Source organism: Streptomyces sp. CA-251387 (assembly GCF_050936625.1).
Classification (GTDB): domain Bacteria; phylum Actinomycetota; class Actinomycetes; order Streptomycetales; family Streptomycetaceae; genus Streptomyces.
The window spans coordinates 1,676,862-1,695,144 of sequence record NZ_JBNJMJ010000001.1; the positions used below are offsets into that span (position 1 = coordinate 1,676,862).

Here is an 18,283-nt window from a genome sequence, read left to right on the forward strand (position 1 = left end):
CGGGTACGGCTCACAGCAGCAGCAGGTCGTGCAGCGCAGCCATGAGCAGCAGACACCCGATCACCGCAAGGAAGATCATCAGCGGTGGCTGGGAAAGGGCGAAGAGGCACCCGCGAGGCTCGTCCTGAGGTGGCGCGGCCTCGCTTTGAGTCGTGTCCAGCATCTCGCGGCGATGATGGCGCAGTTGCCCCGCCCCGCGCGATCAACACGCCCGGAATGAGCGGGAGTTCGCCGAATTCCGCGATGTCCGGTTCGAGTCGTGATCACTTACGGACGGGCGGCGACCCACTGTGTCGTTTCAGTCCTGGCCGCGGGCGTCATATGCCGTGCTTCTTCAGGATGGCCTCGATGTCGCTGAAGTCGTCGCCGGCATCGGCCCGGGGTGCGGTCGCGGGCCGGTTCGCCTGACGCCGGCCCGGGCCCAGTGAGGGCGCCGAGGCCTCCGGCGCCACCGCGTCGCGCTGGGTGGCGGCGCGGGCTTCCTTGCGCTCCTTGCGGGTGCCGCCGCGTCGGCGCTCCACCGCGCGCGTGCTCGCGAAGAGCAGCCAGGACACGCCCAGGACCCCGAAGCCCGCCCAGGCGGTCGGGCTGAACGCGGTGTCCGCCAGCCAGTCGACGACACCGGTCATCACCAGGCCGAGGGGCACCAGCGAGTACGCAGCCATCCGCGCGGCCGCGAGGAACCGCTTGCGGTACGCCGTGACCGCCGCGATGCCCAGGCCGGCCGCGGCGACGGCGGAACAGACGGTCTCGGCAATCATCCGGTCCTCCAGGCAGGCTGGGTCGAGGTCAGGGCACCTCGTCCCTATCCATCCTGCACCGCGGCAACCCCACCCGGCCATGCCTGGGCCGGACATCAGGGACATCTCCGGGTCGTCTCCTCCGCAGGTGCCGGTGCGAGTCGTACGACCAGGACGACAGGCTCGACGCCAGGACCGACGGGCACCGAGGCCGAGGCCAGGCCAGCCCTACAGGCCCCGAGGCTGGGGCCGACGGGCACTGAGGCCGGGATCCGACAGACACCCAGGCCGGGGCCGACGGCGCGAAGCGCCAGGTCGGATTGGGGTGTCCGCGAGCGGGCTGGGAGACTGGGGTCATGAGCGACTCCTCCCCCGACCGCCCCGCCGCCCCCGTCCTCGACGTCTGGTGCGAGCTGCAGTGCCCCGACTGCCGCAGCGCCCTGGACGATCTCCGTGCCCTGCGCGCCCGTTACGGCGACCGGCTGGAGCTGCGGCTGCGGCACTTCCCGCTGGAGAAGCACAAGCACTCCTTCGCCGCCGCGCAGGCCGCGGAGGAGGCGCTGGAGCAGGGGCAGGGCTGGGCGTACGTCGAGGCCGTGCTGGGCCGGGTCGAGGAGCTGGACCGTAAGGGAGAACCCTTCCTGGTCGAGGTGGCCCGGGAGCTCGGCCTGGACGCCGAGGAGTTCGACACCGCGCTGATCGACGGCCGGCACATCCTGATCGTCGACGCCGACCAGGCCGAGGGCAAGGCGATCGGCGTGACCGGCACCCCGACGTACGTGATCGGCGGCGAGCGCCTCGACGGCGGCAAGAGCCAGGAGGGCCTGCGCGAGCGCGTCGAGGAGATCGCGGACCGGCTGCTGGCCGAGCAGGCGGGCGCCTGACCGGCCGCTACTGCAACGCCTTGTAGAGGGCGTACAACGTCGTCTCGTAGCCGAGCGACTCGTAGAGCCGCTCGGCCGGGGTGTTGCCGGCGAAGACATTGAGGCCGATGCCCCGGTGTCCGGCGACGATCGCCTGGACCTCGGCCAGCAGCATCAGCGTGCGGCCGTGTCCCTTGCCTCGGTGGCCCGCGTCGGTCTCGACGTCGTAGACGAAGGCCTGGCCGTCGCGTGCGCCGACCCACAGGGTGCCCACGGGCGTTCCCTCGTGCTCGAGGACGCTCAGGAACGTGTCCGGCGTGCGAGGTCCCTCCGGCAGAAGCGCCGCGTGGTCCCGCTCGGACTTGGCCCGGGCCTCGGCTTCCGGGACCCCGCGCTCGACCCAGCTGCGCATGTATTCCACGTGGCTCTTGTCCAGCCACGATCCGTATTCGGCCTCCGTCATGGGCCGGGCCCGGCTGCCCGGGGGAAGATCCGGCGGGGTGTCGCCGAGGGCCTTCTCCATGCCGCGGTTGCGTACTACGTAACCGAGCGCCGTGGCGAGACGCAGCGCCGGGGCGGCGTCACCGGGGACCGTCACCTCGATGCGCCGGCAGCCCCAGCCGCGCGCCACCTCCTCCGCGGCGAGAGCGGCCACGGTGCCCCGGCCGCGCCGCCGGTCCGGTTCCTCGATCCGCAGCTGGGATATCCGGGCCACCGCGTCGCCGAAAACGGGATGGGTCCCCAGGTGAAGGTCGCCTACGGGACGGCCGTTCACGCACACCTGATAGCGGCGCGAACGGGTCCCGTCCTCATGGTGCTGAAGCGGCTCGGTCGGCCGCAGGGTCGTGGTCATCAGGGGTGTTCTACCCAGCCTTCCGACCGACGGCAGCCCATTTTTCCCGCTCTACGGGTCCAGGTCCTCCCCGGACCGCTCGTCGAAGATCCGCATGGCCTTGGCGGTCACCGGGCCCGGTACGCCCGGCAGTTCGCGGTCGTCGATGCGGTGCACGGCCTGGACGTCCCGCAGGGTGGAGGTGAGGAAGACCTCCTCGGCCCGCGCCAGTACGTCCAGCGGAAGGTCGGTCTCCTTCGCGCCGGTCCACTCGATCGTCAACGCGCGGGTGATGCCCGCGAGACAGCCCGAGGCGAGCGGCGGCGTGTGGATCTCGCCGTCAAGCACGACGAAGACGTTCGACCCGGTGCCCTCGCAGAGTTGCCCGACCGTGTTGCCGAACAAGGCCTCGGTGGCGCCGTGTTGGTGGGCGCGAGCGAGAGCGACGACGTTCTCGGCGTACGAGGTCGTCTTCAGGCCGGTGACCGCGCCGCGTTCGTTGCGGGTCCACGGAACGGTGATCACGGCCGTGGAGTCGGCGTGCCGGGTGGTCTCGCCGAGCGCGACGACAAGGGTCGGGCCGTGCTCGCCGCGGTCGGAGCCGAGGGGGCCGTGGCCGCCGGTGTAGGTGATGCGCAGCCGCCCGAGCGGCATCGGGTTGGCCTCGATGACCGCGGCACAGGCGCGGCGGATCTCGTCGTGGTCGGGATCGGGAAGGCCGAGGCCCCGCGCCGAGCGCGTCAGCCGGTCGAGATGCCGGGTCAGCGCGAACGGGCGGCCGTCCACCGTCTTCACCGTCTCGAAGATGCCGTCGCCCACGGTCAGCCCGTGGTCGAAGACGGAGACGCGGGCGGACTCGATGTCCTGCAGCCCGCCGTCGAGCCAGATCTTCACGTCAGTCCCTCTCCACTCACCGCATACGCCCCCGACGCTACCGCGAGCAGCCGGGCCGCCTTCAGTTCGGTCTCCCGCCACTCCCCCTCGGGGTCCGACCCCCAGGTGATCCCCGCGCCGGTACCGAACCGCAGCATTCCCTCACCCCGGTCGATCCAGAAGGTACGTATCCCCACGGCCAGCTCCCCGACGCCCCGGTCGGCGTCGACCCAGCCGATGCCGCCGCAGTACGGCCCACGCGGCGCCGTCTCCAGCGCGTCGATGATCCTCAGGGCACTGGACTTCGGCGCGCCGGTGACCGAGCCGGGCGGGAAGGCGGCGTCGAGCAGCTCGGGCCAGCCGGCGCCGGCGCGCAGCTCGCCGCGCACGGTGGACACCAGGTGGACGAGCCCCGGGTGTTTCTCCACGGCACACAGGTCGGGGACGGTCACCGTCCCGGTGGCACACACGCGGCCGATGTCGTTCCGCACCAGGTCCACGATCATCACGTTCTCGGCATAGTCCTTCTCCAGCAGGTCCGCCTCGGTGCGCCCGGTGCCCTTGATCGGCCCGGACTCGACGACAAGCCCGTCGCGCCGCAGGAAGAGCTCGGGAGACGCGGTGGCTATCTCCACCCCGTGCCCCGGCAGCCGGATCGTTCCTGCGTACGGTGCCGGGTTGCCGCGGGCGAGCAGCGCGGTGAGGGAGTCCACGTCGGCGTCCGGACTGATCGGCGCGCTCAGGACGCGGCAGAGGTTCGCCTGGTAGACCTCCCCGGCCGCGATGTGCTCGCGGATGCGCCGTACGCCCGCCGTGTACGCGGCGCGGTCGAGGGAGGACGTCCAGTCACCGGCCGCCGGGCCGGCCCACTCCCCCGGCACCGGGGCGGGCACCGGCTCCACTCGTACGTCGCGGAAGCGGGCGCAGGTCAGACCGCCCTCGAAGTCGGCGCAGACGGCCCAGAAACCGCTGGAGTCCAGAGCCGCGGGGTCGCTGGTGACATCGAGGAGGCCGGTGGCGACGCGGGCGCCGAAGCGGGCGAGAGGAGCGAGGTCGAGCACGCAGTCGAGTCTATGGCCGGTGTCCCGCGGGTGACCTGGCCATGTCCCTTCGGGGCGCTTCGTCGGGTCCCTGAGCAGGTGCAGCGCAGCACGCTGCACAAACGCGTTTTTGTACTGGCCCCGGAATCCGCTAGAGTTCAACACGTCGCCGGGCCGCGGGAGCGGAACGAAACGACAAGCGGACGTAGCTCAGTTGGTAGAGCGCAACCTTGCCAAGGTTGAGGTCGCGAGTTCGAGCCTCGTCGTCCGCTCGAAGGAACAGGGGATCTTCCCGAACCCCTACACTCCTGGTGGAGTGGCCGAGAGGCGAGGCAACGGCCTGCAAAGCCGTCTACACGGGTTCAAATCCCGTCTCCACCTCCAAGGACGATTAGCTCAGCGGGAGAGCGCTTCCCTGACACGGAAGAGGTCACTGGTTCAATCCCAGTATCGTCCACTGGATCTTCGGATCCCCCGCGCGATTAGCTCAGCGGGAGAGCGCTTCCCTGACACGGAAGAGGTCACTGGTTCAATCCCAGTATCGCGCACGCAGTGCCCCGTGATCTTCTGCTCGACAGTCGATCACGCGGTCCCGAGGACGATTAGCTCAGCGGGAGAGCGCTTCCCTGACACGGAAGAGGTCACTGGTTCAATCCCAGTATCGTCCACACGCTGAAGCCCCCGGTCGACGACCGGGGGCTTCTTTGCGGCTTGGTGCGGCTCAGCTGGAGAACAGCATGTGGCCGAAGCTCTTGTGGCGCTTGTGGCCGTAGTGACCGCCGTGGTGACCACCGTGCGGGGCGCCCCAGGCGGGCGCCTGCGGGGCGGCGGGGTAGGCCTGGGGGGCGGCCGGAGGCGGCGGCGCCGGCTGGGACCACTGGGACTCCAGGCGGGTCAGCGCCTCCAGCTCGCCATAGTCGAGAAAGATCCCACGGCAGCCGCTGCACTGCTCGATCTGGACGCCGTTGCGGTTGTACGTGTGCATGGGCGCATGGCACTTCGGACACTGCATGGTCGGCTCAACTCCTCGCCGGTCGGTCCTGCTTCGCGTATCGCCAGGACAGACTCTGTCCGGCTGCGGTCGGTTGCACCCTACTTTGCGTATCCGTGGGTCAACTCAGGGGGGAGCGAAGCCATTCGGTCACACGCGTCGACGAGGGACTGCTCGACCTCGTCCAGGAGGCGGCCCTCGGCCAGGGCCTTGGTGATCGCCCGGGCGGCGGTCTGCACGGTGAGGGCGCGGGCCGGGACGTCCAGCGCGGGCCAGGGGTCACCGTGGGCGGGGACGGCCGTGCCGCCGGCAGCGCGGTAGGCCACCAGGAAGCGGCTCCACTCCTCGGGCGGCAGCAGCCCACAGGCGTACCACGCGGCCGGCCGCCCGAGATCCCAGGCCGGGACGCCCACGCCGAGGTCATCGACGTCGATGAGCAACCAAGGGCCGTGTGAGGCCGGGTGACGGACGAGTTGGCCGAGGTGGAGGTCACCGTGGCAGAGGGTGGCGGTATCGGGCTGAGGGGCCTCGGCGCGGGCCCAGGCGGGAAGGGTGTCCCAGGCGCGGAGCACGGCTGTGGCCCCGGCGGTCATTTCTACGTCCGAGACGGCGCGGAGGCGGGATACGGCGAGGGCGGCTTTGACCGGGCCGCGCATCGGAGGCAGCGAGGTGGGTGCGGGGGTGCGGTGGAGGCGGGCGAGGAGGGTTGCGGCGGCTTCCCAGGGGGCGGCGTCGGGATCTTCCGGGTCCACCGGGGTGCCGTAGGGCCAGAACGTCACCAGTCGGCCGTGCAGGTCTGCGGGCGTGGGGCTGAGCGGGGGCAGGAGGAGGCCGGGGAGGTGCGTGGCGGCGGTGAGGCGGGGGGTCAGGTCGGCTCCGGTGATGTCCGGGGCGTGGGCTTTGGCGACCGTGTCCGCGTGCCGGACGACGGTGGCGTCGGGGCGGTCGGCGAGCGTGACTGTTGCTCCGCAGGGACAGGCGGACGTACGTGAGTGGGCGGCGGTCTTGGCTCGTGCGGTGAGGTCGGGCAAGAGAGGGCTTGGGGTCACTGGGGTCCCTTGGGTGCGGATGCTTTGGGCCGAGGGTACGTGGGCTGGGCGGGGCGGCTTGGCGGTACGACCGGGGGCGGCCGGTTTGCCGGGCGCTCGGCGTTGGGCTGGGCGGGGGTAGGTCGCGCGGCGCGACGGCGTCGGCTGCACCGTGCCACCAGCTGACACCTGCATGCGGCGCGCCCGACGTGGAGGCTGGCCGGGGTGGGTGCGCAGCCCGGCGCGACGGGGTGCCGCTGCGCCCACCCGTGCCGCCCCAGCGGCACGACTGCCCGAAGCTACGCAAGCTCGCGCGGACCTGCGGCTGGGTGGGGTGGGCAGGCGCTACGCGCCCCCCACCCCACCCGCACAGGCCGCCGCAGGCCTCCCCGGCCCCACCGCCGGAGGTACCCGGCCCAACCGCCGGAGGAAAAAGCAATGCCGGCGCAGCTCCCCAGCTGCGCCGGCATTTGTGCCGTCCGCCGCACCCCCGTCCCCACGGGGTTTCATGGGTGGATGTCCCCGCCCGGACCGCTCTTCCGGGCCTGGGGTCGCCGCTCAGCGCCCCAGCATCACGCCCACGGACGACGCCTGTGTGGCCACCGTCTCCCAGCCGTCGAAGACGAGGAGGAGAAGGGCCGCCAGGGGAAGGGCCATGAGCGTCGCCACCAGGGGGTGGCGGCGGCCCTGACGGCGGGGGCGCAGCACCGTGCGCTCCTGCATGCGGATCAGCGTCCGCGGTGCCGTCTGGGCCATGGTCCCTCTCCTGACCTGTGTCAGTTGTCGTTGGCAGCGGCGGGTGTCTGACCTCGGGGGACGAGTGCTGCACCCGCCGCTTGACTTCAAATCTAGGCGCGCGGCCGCCCCGGCACGTCATGCCCTCGTACCGATTGCCGGGCCTCCCGGAGGATGAGCCATGACCTGCGGAGTACTCCCCTGGGTGGAGACGGGGACCTAGGTCTCGGGGTCTTCCCGGAGGGGACGCCTGGTGTACCCCTATTTGTCCACGCTTTTCTCCGAGCTGTCCTCCCTCGGCACCGGCTGCTCGACCAGCGCCAGGACCCGGTTCGCCATGAAACGGGCCGTACGCACCACGGAGCCGTTCCGGGTGACTTCGCTCACTTCCACGACACCTCGACGCACCGCCGTCTCCACCCGGCGGCCCGCCCTGCTCGCCACCACCTCATACGTGCGCGTCGTGTCCCCTGCGTCCACGACTATCTCCACGCGATCACCCTTCACGGGCTCAATCCCCCTTCTGTGACGGATGGTTGGAGGCGGGGCCCTGCCGAAGTCGCCCTGCTCAGCCGCCCCCTGACCACCCTTCAAGTCTCCCACCCCCCACTGACAATCCATCGCGCCGAGAGGGCGCGGCCTCTGCGCACCGCGGCCCGTGGAAACGTAAGCTGTGGCTCGTCAGACGGACCGGGCAGCGGGGATGAACATGGCGATGATGCGCCTGAGGCGCGAGGACCCGCGCGTCGTCGGCTCGTTCAGGCTTCACAGACGGCTCGGCGCGGGCGGCATGGGCGTCGTCTACCTGGGCTCCGACAAGAAGGGGCAGCGGGTCGCGCTGAAGGTGATCCGGCCCGACCTGGCGGAGGATCAGGAGTTCCGCTCGCGGTTCGCGCGTGAGGTCTCGGCGGCACGGCGCATTCGCGGCGGCTGTACGGCACGGCTCGTGGCCGCCGACCTCGAGGCGGACCGCCCCTGGTTCGCCACCCAGTACGTACCCGGCCCCTCCCTGCACGACAAGGTCGCCGACGAGGGCCCGCTCGGCGCGGCCGAGGTCGCCGTCATCGGCGCCGCCCTGTCCGAGGGACTGGTCGCCGTGCACGAGGCCGGGGTCGTGCACCGGGATCTGAAGCCCTCCAACATCCTGCTGTCCCCCAAGGGCCCGCGGATCATCGACTTCGGCATCGCCTGGGCGACGGGCGCCTCGACCCTCACCCACGTCGGCACGGCGGTCGGCTCCCCCGGCTTCCTCGCCCCGGAGCAGGTGCGTGGCGCCGCCGTCACCCCGGCCACGGACGTCTTCTCCCTCGGCGCCACGCTCGCGTACGCGTCGATGGCCGACTCACCCTTCGGGCACGGCAGTTCGGAAGTGATGCTGTACCGCGTCGTCCACGAGGAGCCGCAGCTGCACGGCGTACCGGACGCCCTGGCCCCGCTCGTACGGGCGTGTCTGGCGAAGGACCCGGAGGAGCGGCCGAGCACGCTGCAGCTGTCGCTGCGTCTCAAGGAGATCGCGGCCCGGGAGGCGCAGGGCCTGTCCGACGTACGCCCGCCCGCGCCGCGCTCCGCGGAGGCGGACCGCCCGACCGGGCGGCTCGTCGACACCTACGCCGACCAGCAGCGCGCCCAGCGTCGCCCGCAGGGCACTCCCCCGCCACGCGGCATCGGCATGCCCCGCGGAAGCGGTGCCTCACGTGGGCCCGGACCCGCGCGCGACGGGGGCGCGTCGAGAAGCGGCAGCGCCCCGCACAGCGGTACGGCGTCATCCCGGTCCGGGACTCGGCCGACGCCCTCCTCCCGGAACACCCCGCGTTCGGGCAACGGCAACCGGCCCCCCGCCCCGCGCAGTGGTACGAGCCGTCCGGCGCCGCGGAACACGGGTACGGGCCGGCGGCCAGCCAACCCGCAGCTGCTGCGGCAGCGGCTGTTCGTGTTCGTCGTGGTGACCCTGCTGGTGGCGCTCGGCATCGCCGCGGCGCAGGGCTGCCAGGGCCCGGACCGTGGGCTCGGCGACGACGGGGACGGCGTACGACAGCGGCAGGAGCAGCTGGAGCCGGGCCACTCGCCGCTCGACGGGGACTTGATGTCCGATCAGTACGAGACGACGTTCGACATCTCCGAGTAGCTCGGTACGCCGTACGGAACGAGCGGGCCCTCAGGCCGGGCTCACAGGCCGGGCAGGATCCGTTCGAAGAACTCCCGGTCGCCGTCGAAGACCGGGTCCAGGGACAGGAACTCCTCCGGCGTGACCCAGCGCGCCTCGCCGACCTCGTCCGGGTCGGGGACCACCTCTCCGGCGTCGGCCCGTGCCGTCCACCAGTGGAGGCGGAAGCCGCCGTCGTCGGTCTCGGACTCCCAGACCTTCGCCAGGGGTACGACGGTGAGGCCGACCTCCTCCTGGACCTCCCGGACGACGGCTTCCCGCTGGGTCTCCCCCGGCTCGATCTTCCCGCTGAGCGGCTGCCAGTAGCCGGGGCGTGCGACGGCGGGGCCGCGGCGGATGGCGAGGACGCGGTCGGCGCGGAGCAGGACCGCGACGATCGCCTCGCGCTGCGCCATCGCCCTGGGCCCTAGACCTGTGGGCGGCCCGTGGCCACCGCGTAGAAGGCGACCGCGGCAGCCGCGCCGACGTTGAGGGAGTCGACGCCGTGGGCCATCGGGATGCGGACCCATTCGTCGGCGGCGACCAGGGCCTGGGTGGAGAGGCCGTCGCCCTCGGCGCCGAGCATGAGGGCCACCCGCTCCATCTTGTGCGGGGCGGCCTCGTCGAGGGTCTTGGCCTTCTCGTCGGGGGTGAGGGCGAGCAGGGTGAAGCCGGCCTCACGGACCGACTCCAGGCCCTTGGGCCAGGTCTCCAGGCGGGCGTACGGCACCGAGAAGACCGCGCCCATGGAGACCTTGACGCTGCGGCGGTACAGAGGGTCGGCACAGTCCGGGGAGAGCAGGACCGCGTCCATGCCTAGGGCGGCCGCCGAGCGGAAGATGGCGCCGATGTTGGTGTGGTCGTTGACCGACTCCATGACGACCACGCGGCGGGCGGAGTGGAGCAGTTCCGTGGCGGTCGGCAGCGGCTTGCGCTGCATGGAGGCGAGCGCGCCGCGGTGCACGTGGTAGCCGGTGACCCGCTCGGCGAGCTCCGGGCTGACCGCGTACACGGGGGCCGGGAGCTCGTCGATGACGTCGCGCATGACGTCGACCCACTTGGCCGAGAGCAGCATCGACCGCATCTCGTAGCCGGCTTCCTTCGCCCGTCTGATCACCTTCTCGCCCTCGGCGATGAACAGGCCCTCGGCCGGCTCGCGCTTGCGGCGCAGTTCGACGTCGGTCAGGCCCGTGTAGTCGCGCAGGCGCGGGTCGTCGGGATCCTCGACGGTGATGAGATCGGCCACAGGGTGATACTGCCTTGTCCTGGGTGCGGTGCCAACGGCTTGGGACGGGTTGGGTTACCCGCGGTTACGCGGAGGGGTTCGGTCCTACGTTCACGACCTCGCCGATGACGATGACCGCGGGGGGCTTCACATCCTCGGTCCGTACCGTCTCCGCGACCGTTGCCAAGGTCGCGTCGACGCGGCGCTGGGCGGCCGTCGTGCCCTCCTGGATCAGGGCGACCGGCGTGTCGGCGGACTTGCCGTGCGCGACGAGGGTCTCGGCGATCTTGCCGATCTTGTCGACGCCCATGAGGATCACCAGAGTCCCGGTCAGCCTGGCGAGCGACGGCCAGTCGACGAGGGAACGTTCGTCGTCGGGGGCCACATGGCCGCTGACCACGGTGAACTCGTGGGCCACGCCCCGGTGGGTGACCGGGATGCCGGCCGCGCCCGGCACCGAGATCGAGCTGGAGATACCGGGGACCACCGTGCAGGGGATGCCCGCTTCGGCGAGGGCCTGCAGCTCCTCCATACCGCGGCCGAAGACGTACGGGTCGCCGCCCTTCAGCCGTACCACCGACTTGCCCTGCTTGGCGTGCTCGATCAGGGCGTTGTTGATGGCCTCCTGGGCCATGAAGCGGCCGTACGGGATCTTCGCCGCGTCGATCACCTCGACGTGCGGCGGCAGTTCGGCGAGCAGGTCGCGCGGGCCGAGCCGGTCGGCGATGACGACGTCGGCCTCGGCGAGGAGGCGGCGGCCGCGGACCGTGATCAGATCGGGGTCGCCGGGGCCGCCGCCGACGAGGGTGACGCCCGCGGTGCGGGTGCGGTGGTGGGGGGCGACGAGGGTGCCGTCGCGCAGGCCCTCGACGACAGCGTCGCGGATGGCCGCGGTGTGGCGGGGGTCGCGGCCGCGGGCGCTGGTGGTGAGGACGGCGACCGTGACGCCCTCGCTGTGGCCGGTGGCAGGGGTCCAGGCGGTGGCGGCGTCGGCGTCGTCGGAGCGGACGCACCAGACGCGGTTGCGCTCCGCTTCGGCGGAGGCCCGGGTGTTGGCTTCCTTGTCGCCGGTGGCGATCAGGGCGTACCAGGCGTCGGCGAGGTCGCCGTCCGCGTAGGGGCGCCGTTCCCAGGTGATCTCGCCCGCGTCCGCCATGGCCTCGACCGAGGGGGTCGCTTCGGGGGATACGAGGAGGATGTCCGCGCCTGCTGCGATCAGTGCCGGGAGGCGGCGCTGGGCGACCTGGCCGCCGCCGAGGACGACCACTTTGCGGCCGGTGAGGCGGAGGCCTACGGGGTAGGCGGGGTTTTCGGCCATGAGGTGCGGCTCCTCGGGCAGGCGGTGCGGTGGCTTGCAGGCCTCTGACGTGCGGATTTTACGGGGTGGGCGCGGTGGGCGGCTCAGGTGTCCGGTGGCTGGGCATCGTGGCCGGGTGCGGGTGCGTTGGTCTGTGCCTGCCCGTCCGCCCTGCGGAACGACTGCCCACACACCAACGGACGAACTACTGCCATGCGGCACATCTACGAGGGACCCGGCACTGTCGTACCGGAGTCCCTCGCCCACACCACGGCATCCGCTACTTCTCAGTTACCCCGGCGGAGTCGAACGTCGCCACCTCGTGCATCGCTCTGGCCGTGCTCTGGACCAGCGGCAGCGCCAGCAGCGCGCCCGTGCCCTCGCCCAGCCTCAGGTCCAGGTCGACCAGGGGGCGCAGGCCGAGCTTGTTCAGGGCGGCCACGTGGCCGGGCTCGGCGCTGCGGTGGCCCGCGATGCAGGCGGCCAGGACCTCGGGGGCGATCGCGCGGGCGACCAGCGCGGCGGCGCCGGCGCTGACGCCGTCCAGGATCACCGGGGTGCGCAGGGAGGCGCCGCCCAGCAGGAGGCCGACCATCGCGGCGTGTTCGAAGCCGCCGATCGCGGCCAGGACGCCGATGGGGTCGGCGGGGTCGGGCTGGTGGACCTCGATCGCACGGCGGACGACCTCCGTCTTGCGGGCGAGGGTCTCGTCGTTGATGCCGGTGCCGCGGCCCGTCACCTCGGCCGGGTCGGTGTCCGTGAAGACGGAGATCAGGGCCGCCGACGCGGTCGTGTTGGCGATGCCCATCTCGCCCGTCAGCAGTGCCTTGTTGCCGGCCGCCACCAGGTCGCGGGCGGTCTCGATGCCGACCTCGATGGCCTGCTTGGCCTCCTCGCGGGTCATCGCGGGGCCGGTGGTCATGTCGGAGGTGCCCGCGCGGACCTTGCGGGGCAGGAGGCCCGGGGTGGCGGGCAAGTCCGCCGCCACGCCGACGTCCACCACGCACACCTCCGCGCCCACCTGGCCCGCGAAGGCGTTGCAGACCGCTCCCCCGCCGAGGAAGTTGGCCACCATCTGGGCGGTGACTTCCTGCGGCCAGGGCGTGACGCCCTGGGCGTGCACGCCGTGGTCACCGGCGAAGATCGCGACGGCCGCGGGCTCCGGGATCGGCGGCGGGCACTGGCGGGACAGGCCGGACAGCTGGGCGGAGATGATCTCCAGCATGCCGAGCGCGCCGGCCGGCTTTGTCATGCGCTTCTGCCGCTCCCAGGCCTCGCCGAGCGCCTTGGCGTCCAGCGGGCGGATCTGGGCGACGGTCTCGGCGAGCAGGTCGTGCGGCTCCTCGCCGGGCAGGGCACGGCGGCCGTACGTCTCCTCGTGCACGACCCACGACAGCGGGCGGCGCTTGGACCAGCCTGCCTGCATCAGCTCGGGCTCGTCCGGGAACTCGTCGACGTACCCGACGCACAGGTAGGCGATGACCTCCAGGTGCTCGGGCAGGCCGAGGGCGCGGACCATCTCGCGCTCGTCGAAGAAGCTGACCCAGCCGACGCCGAGGCCCTCGGCGCGGGCGGCGAGCCAGAGGTTCTCGACGGCCAGCGCGGCGGAGTACGGGGCCATCTGCGGCTGGGTGTGCCGGCCGAGGGTGTGGCGGCCGCCGCGGGTCGGGTCGGCGGTGACGACGATGTTCACCGGGGTGTCGAGGATGGCCTCGATCTTCAGTTCCTTGAACTGCTTCGCCCGGCCCTTGGGGAGGGACTTGGCGTACGCCTCGCGCTGGCGCTGGGCCAGTTCGTGCATGGTGCGCCGGGTCTCGGCCGAGCGGATGACGACGAAGTCCCAGGGCTGCGAGTGGCCCACGGAGGGCGCGGTGTGGGCGGCCTCCAGGACGCGGAGCAGCACCTCATGCGGGATCGGGTCGCTGCGGAAGCCGTTGCGGATGTCGCGGCGCTCGCGCATGACCTTGAGGACGGCCTCGCGCTCGGCGTCGTCATAGGCGGGCGCGGCGGGGCCGGTGGACTGACGTGCTTCTTCCACTGGGGCCGTGCTCTCTTCCTGGAGGTCTTCCTGGTCGGCGGCCCTGGTGTCCAGGTCCTCCGCGTGCTGGACGACGTCGGGGTCGCCCTCTCGGGGGGCGGGCACCGTGGCGACGGAGGCCGGGGCCTCCTCGGTGGGCAGGACGATCGGCTGCGGCGGGGTCGGCGCGAGGTGCGGGGCGGTCGGCACCGAGCCCTCGACCGGGACGAACTGGCCCAGGGGCTGGCCGGGCGTGGGCTCCAGAGGGGTGCCGGACGGGAGGACGGCCGTGGCCTCGCCCTGACCGGACTCCGCGGGTCCGACGGTCGGTTGGACCGGGCCCTGGGGGGCCTGCACGGACTGGGCCGCGGGCTGGAGCTGCGGTCCTGCGGGATCGGCGACGAACAGCTCGGGCGCCTCGGCCGGTGCGGCATCCGTCGGACCAGCAGAGTCCGGCGTGACCGCGTCCGGGGCGGACTGATCGGCGGCGGTGGGGTCCGACGCGGCGCCCGCGGCGAGCGGCTGGGGGGCCTCGGCCGACTCGGGGGTCACGTCCGGGTTCTGCTGTGCGGCCGGCGTCTGGGACGCGGGATCCGCGATGTGGGCCTCCGCCTCGGAGGCCGTCTCTCCGGCGGCCACGACCTGTGCCGCGACGGCTGCGTCGGCGTCCGTGGGGACGCCGTCCTGCACCGGCTGCTGGGCCTGCGCGAGGTTCGGGTCCGGCACGGCATCGGGGGCCTGCTGCGGGTCGTGAGCGGGCTGCGCGACCGGGGCGGAGGTCTCGGTCTCCGGCTGGGCGCCCTGCTCGGCGTCCGAGGGGTGCGGGACCGATTCGCTCGTTACTACGGCGGAGGCGTCCTGGGGGGGCTGCGGGGCCTGGCCGACCTGCTCGGCGTCCACGGGCTGGGGAACCTGCGCCGCTTCGGGTGCCGTCGGGTCGCCGACGGCCTCAGTGGCCGGCTGGACGTGAGCCGGGTCGACGCCCTCGGCCACAGGCTGGGCAACCTCGGCGGCGGGCGCGGCCTCGGGGGCCGGGGCAAGCTCGGAAACGGGGTCTTCGGTGCCCTGGGCTGCGGTGCCCTGGGCAAGGGCCTCAGGCGCGGCAGCATCGGCGGCGGGGCCGGCCTCGGAGGACGGAACCTCGGGCGCCTGCTCGGCATCTGCAGCGGGCGCCTCGGGCAGCTGCGCGGCTTCAGGGGCGGGCGCTGCGACGGCCTGGACCGCATCGGGGGCGGGCGCTGCAACGCCCTGAACCGCATCGGGGCCGGGCGCTGCCGCGGCGTGGACCGCATCAGGGGCGGGCGCTGCCGCGGCCTGCACGGCCTCGGGGGCAGGCGCTTCGGAGAGGTCCGCTGCCTCAGGCGCTACGGAGAGGTCCGCAACCTCAGTCGCAGCAACCTCGCCGTCCCGCGCGGCCACAGGCACGGCCCCATCGGAAACCTCGGCAGCCCCAGGCACGGCCCCGCCGGAAACCTCGGCAACCTCGGCAACCTCGGCCACTGGCACGGCGGACCCCTGGGCGCCCGCACCTGCAGCGCCCTCGGCAGCCTGCGCACCCTCGGTCACAGCATCCCCGGCGACCGGGACACCCTCAGCACCCGGCACGCCGGCCGGGGCCTGCCCGGGCTCGATGCCCTGACCGTCCTCGGGCGCGTCGCCAACTCCCGGGCCCTGTACGGCATCCGGGACACCGGCAGCGCCAGGCACCTGCCCGGCGTCCTCGGCCCCGCTCGCGGGAACCTCCCCGCCGTCAGCACCGGAGGGACCCGCCTCGACCACTCCGGCTCCGGAGTCGGCCGTACCAGCCACGGCATCCTCAGCGCCTGCCACGGCTGCAGCGGCCGCTGCCTCCCCGGCGGCCGGATCATGCACGGCCCCCGGCAGCTGACCGGCTTCCTGACCCTGCGCTGCCTCGGCACCCGGGATCTGCTCGGCCCCCGACACTTGTTCAGCACCCGGCAGTTGCTCGGCACCCGACACCTGCTCGGCACCCGGCATCTCCCCAACACCAGCCGCATGCCCCGTGCCCGAAGCATGACCGGCCTCCGCGCCCGGGCCCCCACCGGCGACCGGCGCGGCCTGACCGTCAGCAGCCATCGACACCGGACCGCCGGGCACGCCCTCGTGCGGTACGGGCGCACCCGGTACGGCACCCTGCGGAGCATCCGAAGCGGCCTGCGCGGCATCCGGCGCACCCTGCGGAGCACCACTCGCGGCCCCGGCCTCCGTGGCCACCCGAGCCACCACCGCCTGCGCCGCGCCCACCGGCTGCCCGGCCGGAACAACCGTTTCGGCAGCCTCCACCTCGGAGCTCACCGGCGCGGGGGCCGGCGCCTGGGCGGCCTGTGCGGGGGCACCCCAGGGCGCCGCCGCTTGCGGAACCGACGCCTCGCGGTGCTGCGGGGCGTCGAGGTACTCGGGGCCGGCCGCACCGGGCTGGCGTACTGGTGCGCCGACGGCGCCACGGTCGGCGAGGGAGCGGACCGGGCTGGCGGAGGCATCGGGGATGGGCGGGCCGAGATGCAGCGGTCGCCGCGGGGTGATCGGCGGAATCGGCGTCGTAGGGGCCGTGGGGCCCGGCACGCGGACGGCGCTGAGGTCGACCGAGCCGCTGTCGCGGCCGGAGAGCTCGTGCGGACCCGGCTCGTGCACGGCCTCGACGACCGGCTCCGGCGCGGGCGGGGCGACCTCGTTGCCCCAGGCGCCCTGGGAGCCGGGCAGCAGCAGGTCTTCGTCCTCGGCGGTGGTCTCGGAGAGGTAGGTGTACGCACCGTGCGCCGCGGGGGCGCCCGGCTGCTCCACCATGCCTGCGCTCTCCGGCAGTCCCTCGCCCGGGACCTGGCCGGTGTCGGTCATGCGTACCCCTCGCCCATCGGTTAGTGCTTCTACGACCAGCTCACCCGGGAACGGCGCACCGACCGCCCCCGCAGTGAAGAACGAGCGTGCGTGCCCAGCGGCACGAACGACCCGCCCAAAAAAGGCGACAAAGCCATTGAGTGGCATTGTCGTGGCCGTTCGACCGTCGCGACAGGTTGATCCGCGACAGGCCGCTGTGGACTGCGCCACGTTGCGCGTCCTCCGGTTCTGCCGTACCACACCCACCCCAAACGGGGCGTGTTTTTCCGGACATTGACCGACGAAGTGCCGGGCGACCGAGTGCGGTACAACGATCGGCCAGCCTACCGCGCGCGGTACGACAACCGGATCACGGGGACGGGCACAGGCTCATACCGCGCGGTCGGGCAACACCCCGCTGAGCAGGAACGAAACAGTCCGCTCGCGCTCCGTCCAGGCCCGCGTGTCGAGTTGGACGGACTGCATCAGGGCGCACTCCACGTCGTACCCGTGCTCGGTGAGGTCGCGGCCGATGAGTTCGGCGGCGTCGCGGGTCGCGGCGTGCGTGACGATGCGCTGCGGGCGCCGGTCGGCGACGGCGGAGACGACCGCCGCTCCCCCGCCGCCGACGCGGACGACGTCCGGTTCGGGGAGGTTCTCCAGGACGTGCGGGGCGGTGCCGTGGACGATCTGCAGCTGGACGCCGAATGCGCGCGCGTTGGCCCCGGTGCGCTCGCAGGCCCGTGGGTCGCGGTCGACGGCGATGACGGCGGCGCCGGCCCGGGCGGCCTCGGTGGCGAACGCGCCGCTGCCGCAGCCGATGTCCCACACGAGGTCGCCGACGCGCGGGCCGAGCCGGGCGAGTTGGGCCGCGCGCAGGGGTTCCAGCTCGCCTTCGCCCATGAGACCGCCGTACGACTCGGCGGGCAGCGTCCAGCCGCGCGGTCCGGTCCCCGGGTCGCGGCCGGCGATCCATCCGCCGCCGTCCGCCGCGGCGCCTGTTCCGGGGTGTCCGCCGATGACGATGACGACGTTCGGGTCGCGCCAGGTGTGGTCGGCGGCCTTGTCGGAGGTGACGACGGTGACCTGTTCGCGTTCGGTGCCCAGTTCCTCGCAGATGACGAAGGTGCGGTGGACGCCTTCGAGGAGGAGGCCGAGCTCGGCGGGTCCGGCGCCCGGTGAGGTGAGGACGGCGACCTTGGTGTGGGCGCGGCACACATTGACCGCGCGTCGCAGGGTTCGGGGGTGTGCGACGACCACCTGTGCGTCGTCCCAGGGCATACCGGCGCGGGCGAAGGCTGCGGCGACCGAGGAGACGGCGGGGACGACCTCGACCTCCAGGCCGAACTCGGGTGCGCGCAGGGTCCGTACCACTCCGAAGAAGCCGGGGTCGCCGTCGGCGAGCACCACGGCGGTGCCGCGGTGGGCGGCGATCCGGCGGGCGGCGAGGGCGACGCTGCCGAGGCGGATGCGCTCGGCGGCGGGCGGCACCTCGGGGAGCGCCAGGTGGTGGGCGGCGCCGGCCACCAGCGTGGCGGCACCGAGGGCGGAGCGTGCCGCGGCGGTCAGCGGCGAGCCGTCCCAGCCGATCACCGTGACGCGGTCGGCCATCGTCGTCAGTCTCCAGGGATTACGCAGGTCGTCGTGGGGCAGCCCGAGGGCCG

Annotated in this window: 17 protein-coding genes and 5 tRNA genes; 8 read left to right on the top strand and 14 right to left on the bottom strand. The window is 73.0% G+C overall.

Features of this window, described 5'->3' with window-relative positions; genetic code table 11:
- Positions 1 to 10: 10 nt before the first annotated feature.
- Positions 11 to 163 carry a hypothetical protein gene (locus ACQEV2_RS07310; protein ID WP_004002639.1) on the bottom strand — a complete coding sequence of 51 codons (153 nt, stop codon included), beginning with the start codon at positions 161 to 163 and terminating at the stop codon, positions 11 to 13.
- 154 nt (positions 164 to 317) lie between these two features.
- Entirely contained in the window at positions 318 to 761 is a 444-nt protein-coding gene (locus ACQEV2_RS07315; RefSeq protein WP_433037788.1) for a hypothetical protein, read from the bottom strand.
- 335 nt (positions 762 to 1,096) lie between these two features.
- Between ACQEV2_RS07315 and ACQEV2_RS07320 the strand changes: the two genes are divergently transcribed.
- Positions 1,097 to 1,624: a DsbA family protein gene (locus ACQEV2_RS07320; RefSeq protein WP_433037790.1), complete on the top strand. Its 528-nt coding sequence runs from the start codon at positions 1,097 to 1,099 to the stop codon at positions 1,622 to 1,624.
- A 7-nt stretch (positions 1,625 to 1,631) separates the two neighbouring features.
- Here ACQEV2_RS07320 and ACQEV2_RS07325 read toward each other — a convergent pair whose 3' ends face one another.
- From ACQEV2_RS07325 to ACQEV2_RS07335, 3 genes are read right to left on the bottom strand one after another with little or no spacing between them, the layout of a single operon-like run.
- Entirely contained in the window at positions 1,632 to 2,456 is an 825-nt protein-coding gene (locus tag ACQEV2_RS07325; protein WP_433037792.1) for an N-acetyltransferase family protein, read from the bottom strand.
- A gap of 51 nt (positions 2,457 to 2,507) precedes the next feature.
- Positions 2,508 to 3,329, bottom strand: a complete 822-nt coding sequence (locus ACQEV2_RS07330; RefSeq protein ID WP_433037794.1) for an aminotransferase class IV — start codon at positions 3,327 to 3,329, stop codon at positions 2,508 to 2,510.
- Entirely contained in the window at positions 3,326 to 4,369 is a 1,044-nt protein-coding gene (locus ACQEV2_RS07335; protein ID WP_433037796.1) for a chorismate-binding protein, read from the bottom strand. Before ACQEV2_RS07335 ends, ACQEV2_RS07330 begins: the two co-directional genes overlap by 4 nt.
- A 178-nt stretch (positions 4,370 to 4,547) precedes the next feature.
- Here ACQEV2_RS07335 and ACQEV2_RS07340 point away from each other — a divergent pair.
- The 5 genes from ACQEV2_RS07340 to ACQEV2_RS07360 all read left to right on the top strand — a co-directional run bounded on the left by ACQEV2_RS07340 (position 4,548) and on the right by ACQEV2_RS07360 (position 5,016).
- A tRNA-Gly gene (locus ACQEV2_RS07340) sits at positions 4,548 to 4,620 on the top strand.
- Between the two features lie 38 nt (positions 4,621 to 4,658).
- A tRNA-Cys gene (locus ACQEV2_RS07345) sits at positions 4,659 to 4,732 on the top strand.
- Between the two features lies 1 nt (position 4,733).
- Positions 4,734 to 4,805 (top strand) — tRNA-Val (locus ACQEV2_RS07350).
- A 19-nt stretch (positions 4,806 to 4,824) separates the two neighbouring features.
- Positions 4,825 to 4,896: transfer RNA gene (locus ACQEV2_RS07355), tRNA-Val, on the top strand.
- A gap of 48 nt (positions 4,897 to 4,944) precedes the next feature.
- Positions 4,945 to 5,016: transfer RNA gene (locus ACQEV2_RS07360), tRNA-Val, on the top strand.
- A 53-nt stretch (positions 5,017 to 5,069) separates the two neighbouring features.
- Here the strand turns inward: ACQEV2_RS07360 and ACQEV2_RS07365 are convergent.
- The 4 genes from ACQEV2_RS07365 to ACQEV2_RS07380 form a co-directional block, all read right to left on the bottom strand.
- On the bottom strand, positions 5,070 to 5,360 hold the full coding sequence (locus ACQEV2_RS07365) for a zf-TFIIB domain-containing protein (protein WP_433037798.1): 291 nt from the start codon (positions 5,358 to 5,360) through the stop codon (positions 5,070 to 5,072).
- An 80-nt stretch (positions 5,361 to 5,440) separates the two neighbouring features.
- Complete coding sequence (locus tag ACQEV2_RS07370) at positions 5,441 to 6,388, bottom strand: phosphotransferase family protein (RefSeq protein WP_433037800.1); 948 nt, start codon at positions 6,386 to 6,388, stop codon at positions 5,441 to 5,443.
- 537 nt (positions 6,389 to 6,925) lie between these two features.
- On the bottom strand, positions 6,926 to 7,123 hold the full coding sequence (locus tag ACQEV2_RS07375) for a hypothetical protein (RefSeq protein WP_433037802.1): 198 nt from the start codon (positions 7,121 to 7,123) through the stop codon (positions 6,926 to 6,928).
- Positions 7,124 to 7,363: 240 nt separating this feature from the next.
- On the bottom strand, positions 7,364 to 7,609 hold the full coding sequence (locus ACQEV2_RS07380) for a hypothetical protein (RefSeq protein ID WP_433037804.1): 246 nt from the start codon (positions 7,607 to 7,609) through the stop codon (positions 7,364 to 7,366).
- Between the two features lie 196 nt (positions 7,610 to 7,805).
- On the opposite strand from ACQEV2_RS07380, the gene ACQEV2_RS07385 reads away from it, so the two are divergent.
- The gene (locus ACQEV2_RS07385) at positions 7,806 to 9,227 is read left to right on the top strand and encodes a protein kinase domain-containing protein (protein WP_433054261.1); all 1,422 of its coding nucleotides are present in this window, start codon (positions 7,806 to 7,808) and stop codon (positions 9,225 to 9,227) included.
- 41 nt (positions 9,228 to 9,268) lie between these two features.
- Here ACQEV2_RS07385 and ACQEV2_RS07390 read toward each other — a convergent pair whose 3' ends face one another.
- From ACQEV2_RS07390 to cobT, 4 genes are all read right to left on the bottom strand, one after another.
- Positions 9,269 to 9,661 carry an NUDIX domain-containing protein gene (locus ACQEV2_RS07390; protein ID WP_433037806.1) on the bottom strand — a complete coding sequence of 131 codons (393 nt, stop codon included), beginning with the start codon at positions 9,659 to 9,661 and terminating at the stop codon, positions 9,269 to 9,271.
- A gap of 11 nt (positions 9,662 to 9,672) precedes the next feature.
- Positions 9,673 to 10,491 carry a TrmH family RNA methyltransferase gene (locus ACQEV2_RS07395; RefSeq protein ID WP_433037808.1) on the bottom strand — a complete coding sequence of 273 codons (819 nt, stop codon included), beginning with the start codon at positions 10,489 to 10,491 and terminating at the stop codon, positions 9,673 to 9,675.
- Between the two features lie 64 nt (positions 10,492 to 10,555).
- Positions 10,556 to 11,788 (bottom strand): uroporphyrinogen-III C-methyltransferase, encoded by a 1,233-nt coding sequence (gene cobA / locus ACQEV2_RS07400; RefSeq protein WP_433037810.1) that lies wholly within the window; start codon positions 11,786 to 11,788, stop codon positions 10,556 to 10,558.
- Positions 11,789 to 12,047: 259 nt separating this feature from the next.
- Positions 12,048 to 14,684 carry a nicotinate-nucleotide--dimethylbenzimidazole phosphoribosyltransferase gene (gene cobT, locus ACQEV2_RS07405; RefSeq protein ID WP_433037812.1) on the bottom strand — a complete coding sequence of 879 codons (2,637 nt, stop codon included), beginning with the start codon at positions 14,682 to 14,684 and terminating at the stop codon, positions 12,048 to 12,050.
- Between cobT and ACQEV2_RS07410 the strand changes: the two genes are divergently transcribed.
- Entirely contained in the window at positions 14,604 to 16,664 is a 2,061-nt protein-coding gene (locus ACQEV2_RS07410) for a hypothetical protein (protein WP_433037814.1), read from the top strand. The two genes, cobT and ACQEV2_RS07410, sit on opposite strands and share 81 nt — an antisense overlap.
- Positions 16,665 to 17,009: 345 nt before the next feature.
- On the opposite strand, the gene cbiE is transcribed toward ACQEV2_RS07410, so the two are convergent.
- The gene (gene cbiE / locus ACQEV2_RS07415) at positions 17,010 to 18,230 is read right to left on the bottom strand and encodes a precorrin-6y C5,15-methyltransferase (decarboxylating) subunit CbiE (RefSeq protein ID WP_433037816.1); all 1,221 of its coding nucleotides are present in this window, start codon (positions 18,228 to 18,230) and stop codon (positions 17,010 to 17,012) included.
- Between the last annotated feature and the right edge of the window lie 53 nt (positions 18,231 to 18,283).

Excerpts from the sequence above, each read along its gene's own strand:
- cbiE (WP_433037816.1), bottom strand. The coding sequence starts at position 18,230 with ATGGCCGACCGCGTCACGGTGATCGGCTGGGACGGCTCGCCGCTGACC.
- ACQEV2_RS07320 (WP_433037790.1), top strand. The coding sequence starts at position 1,097 with ATGAGCGACTCCTCCCCCGACCGCCCCGCCGCCCCCGTCCTCGACGTC.
- ACQEV2_RS07375 (WP_433037802.1), bottom strand. The coding sequence starts at position 7,123 with ATGGCCCAGACGGCACCGCGGACGCTGATCCGCATGCAGGAGCGCACG.
- cobA (WP_433037810.1), bottom strand. The coding sequence starts at position 11,788 with ATGGCCGAAAACCCCGCCTACCCCGTAGGCCTCCGCCTCACCGGCCGC.
- ACQEV2_RS07310 (WP_004002639.1), bottom strand. The coding sequence starts at position 163 with ATGCTGGACACGACTCAAAGCGAGGCCGCGCCACCTCAGGACGAGCCT.
- ACQEV2_RS07385 (WP_433054261.1), top strand. The coding sequence starts at position 7,806 with ATGAACATGGCGATGATGCGCCTGAGGCGCGAGGACCCGCGCGTCGTC.
- ACQEV2_RS07365 (WP_433037798.1), bottom strand. The coding sequence starts at position 5,360 with ATGCAGTGTCCGAAGTGCCATGCGCCCATGCACACGTACAACCGCAAC.
- ACQEV2_RS07325 (WP_433037792.1), bottom strand. The coding sequence starts at position 2,456 with ATGACCACGACCCTGCGGCCGACCGAGCCGCTTCAGCACCATGAGGAC.
- ACQEV2_RS07315 (WP_433037788.1), bottom strand. The coding sequence starts at position 761 with ATGATTGCCGAGACCGTCTGTTCCGCCGTCGCCGCGGCCGGCCTGGGC.
- ACQEV2_RS07390 (WP_433037806.1), bottom strand. The coding sequence starts at position 9,661 with ATGGCGCAGCGCGAGGCGATCGTCGCGGTCCTGCTCCGCGCCGACCGC.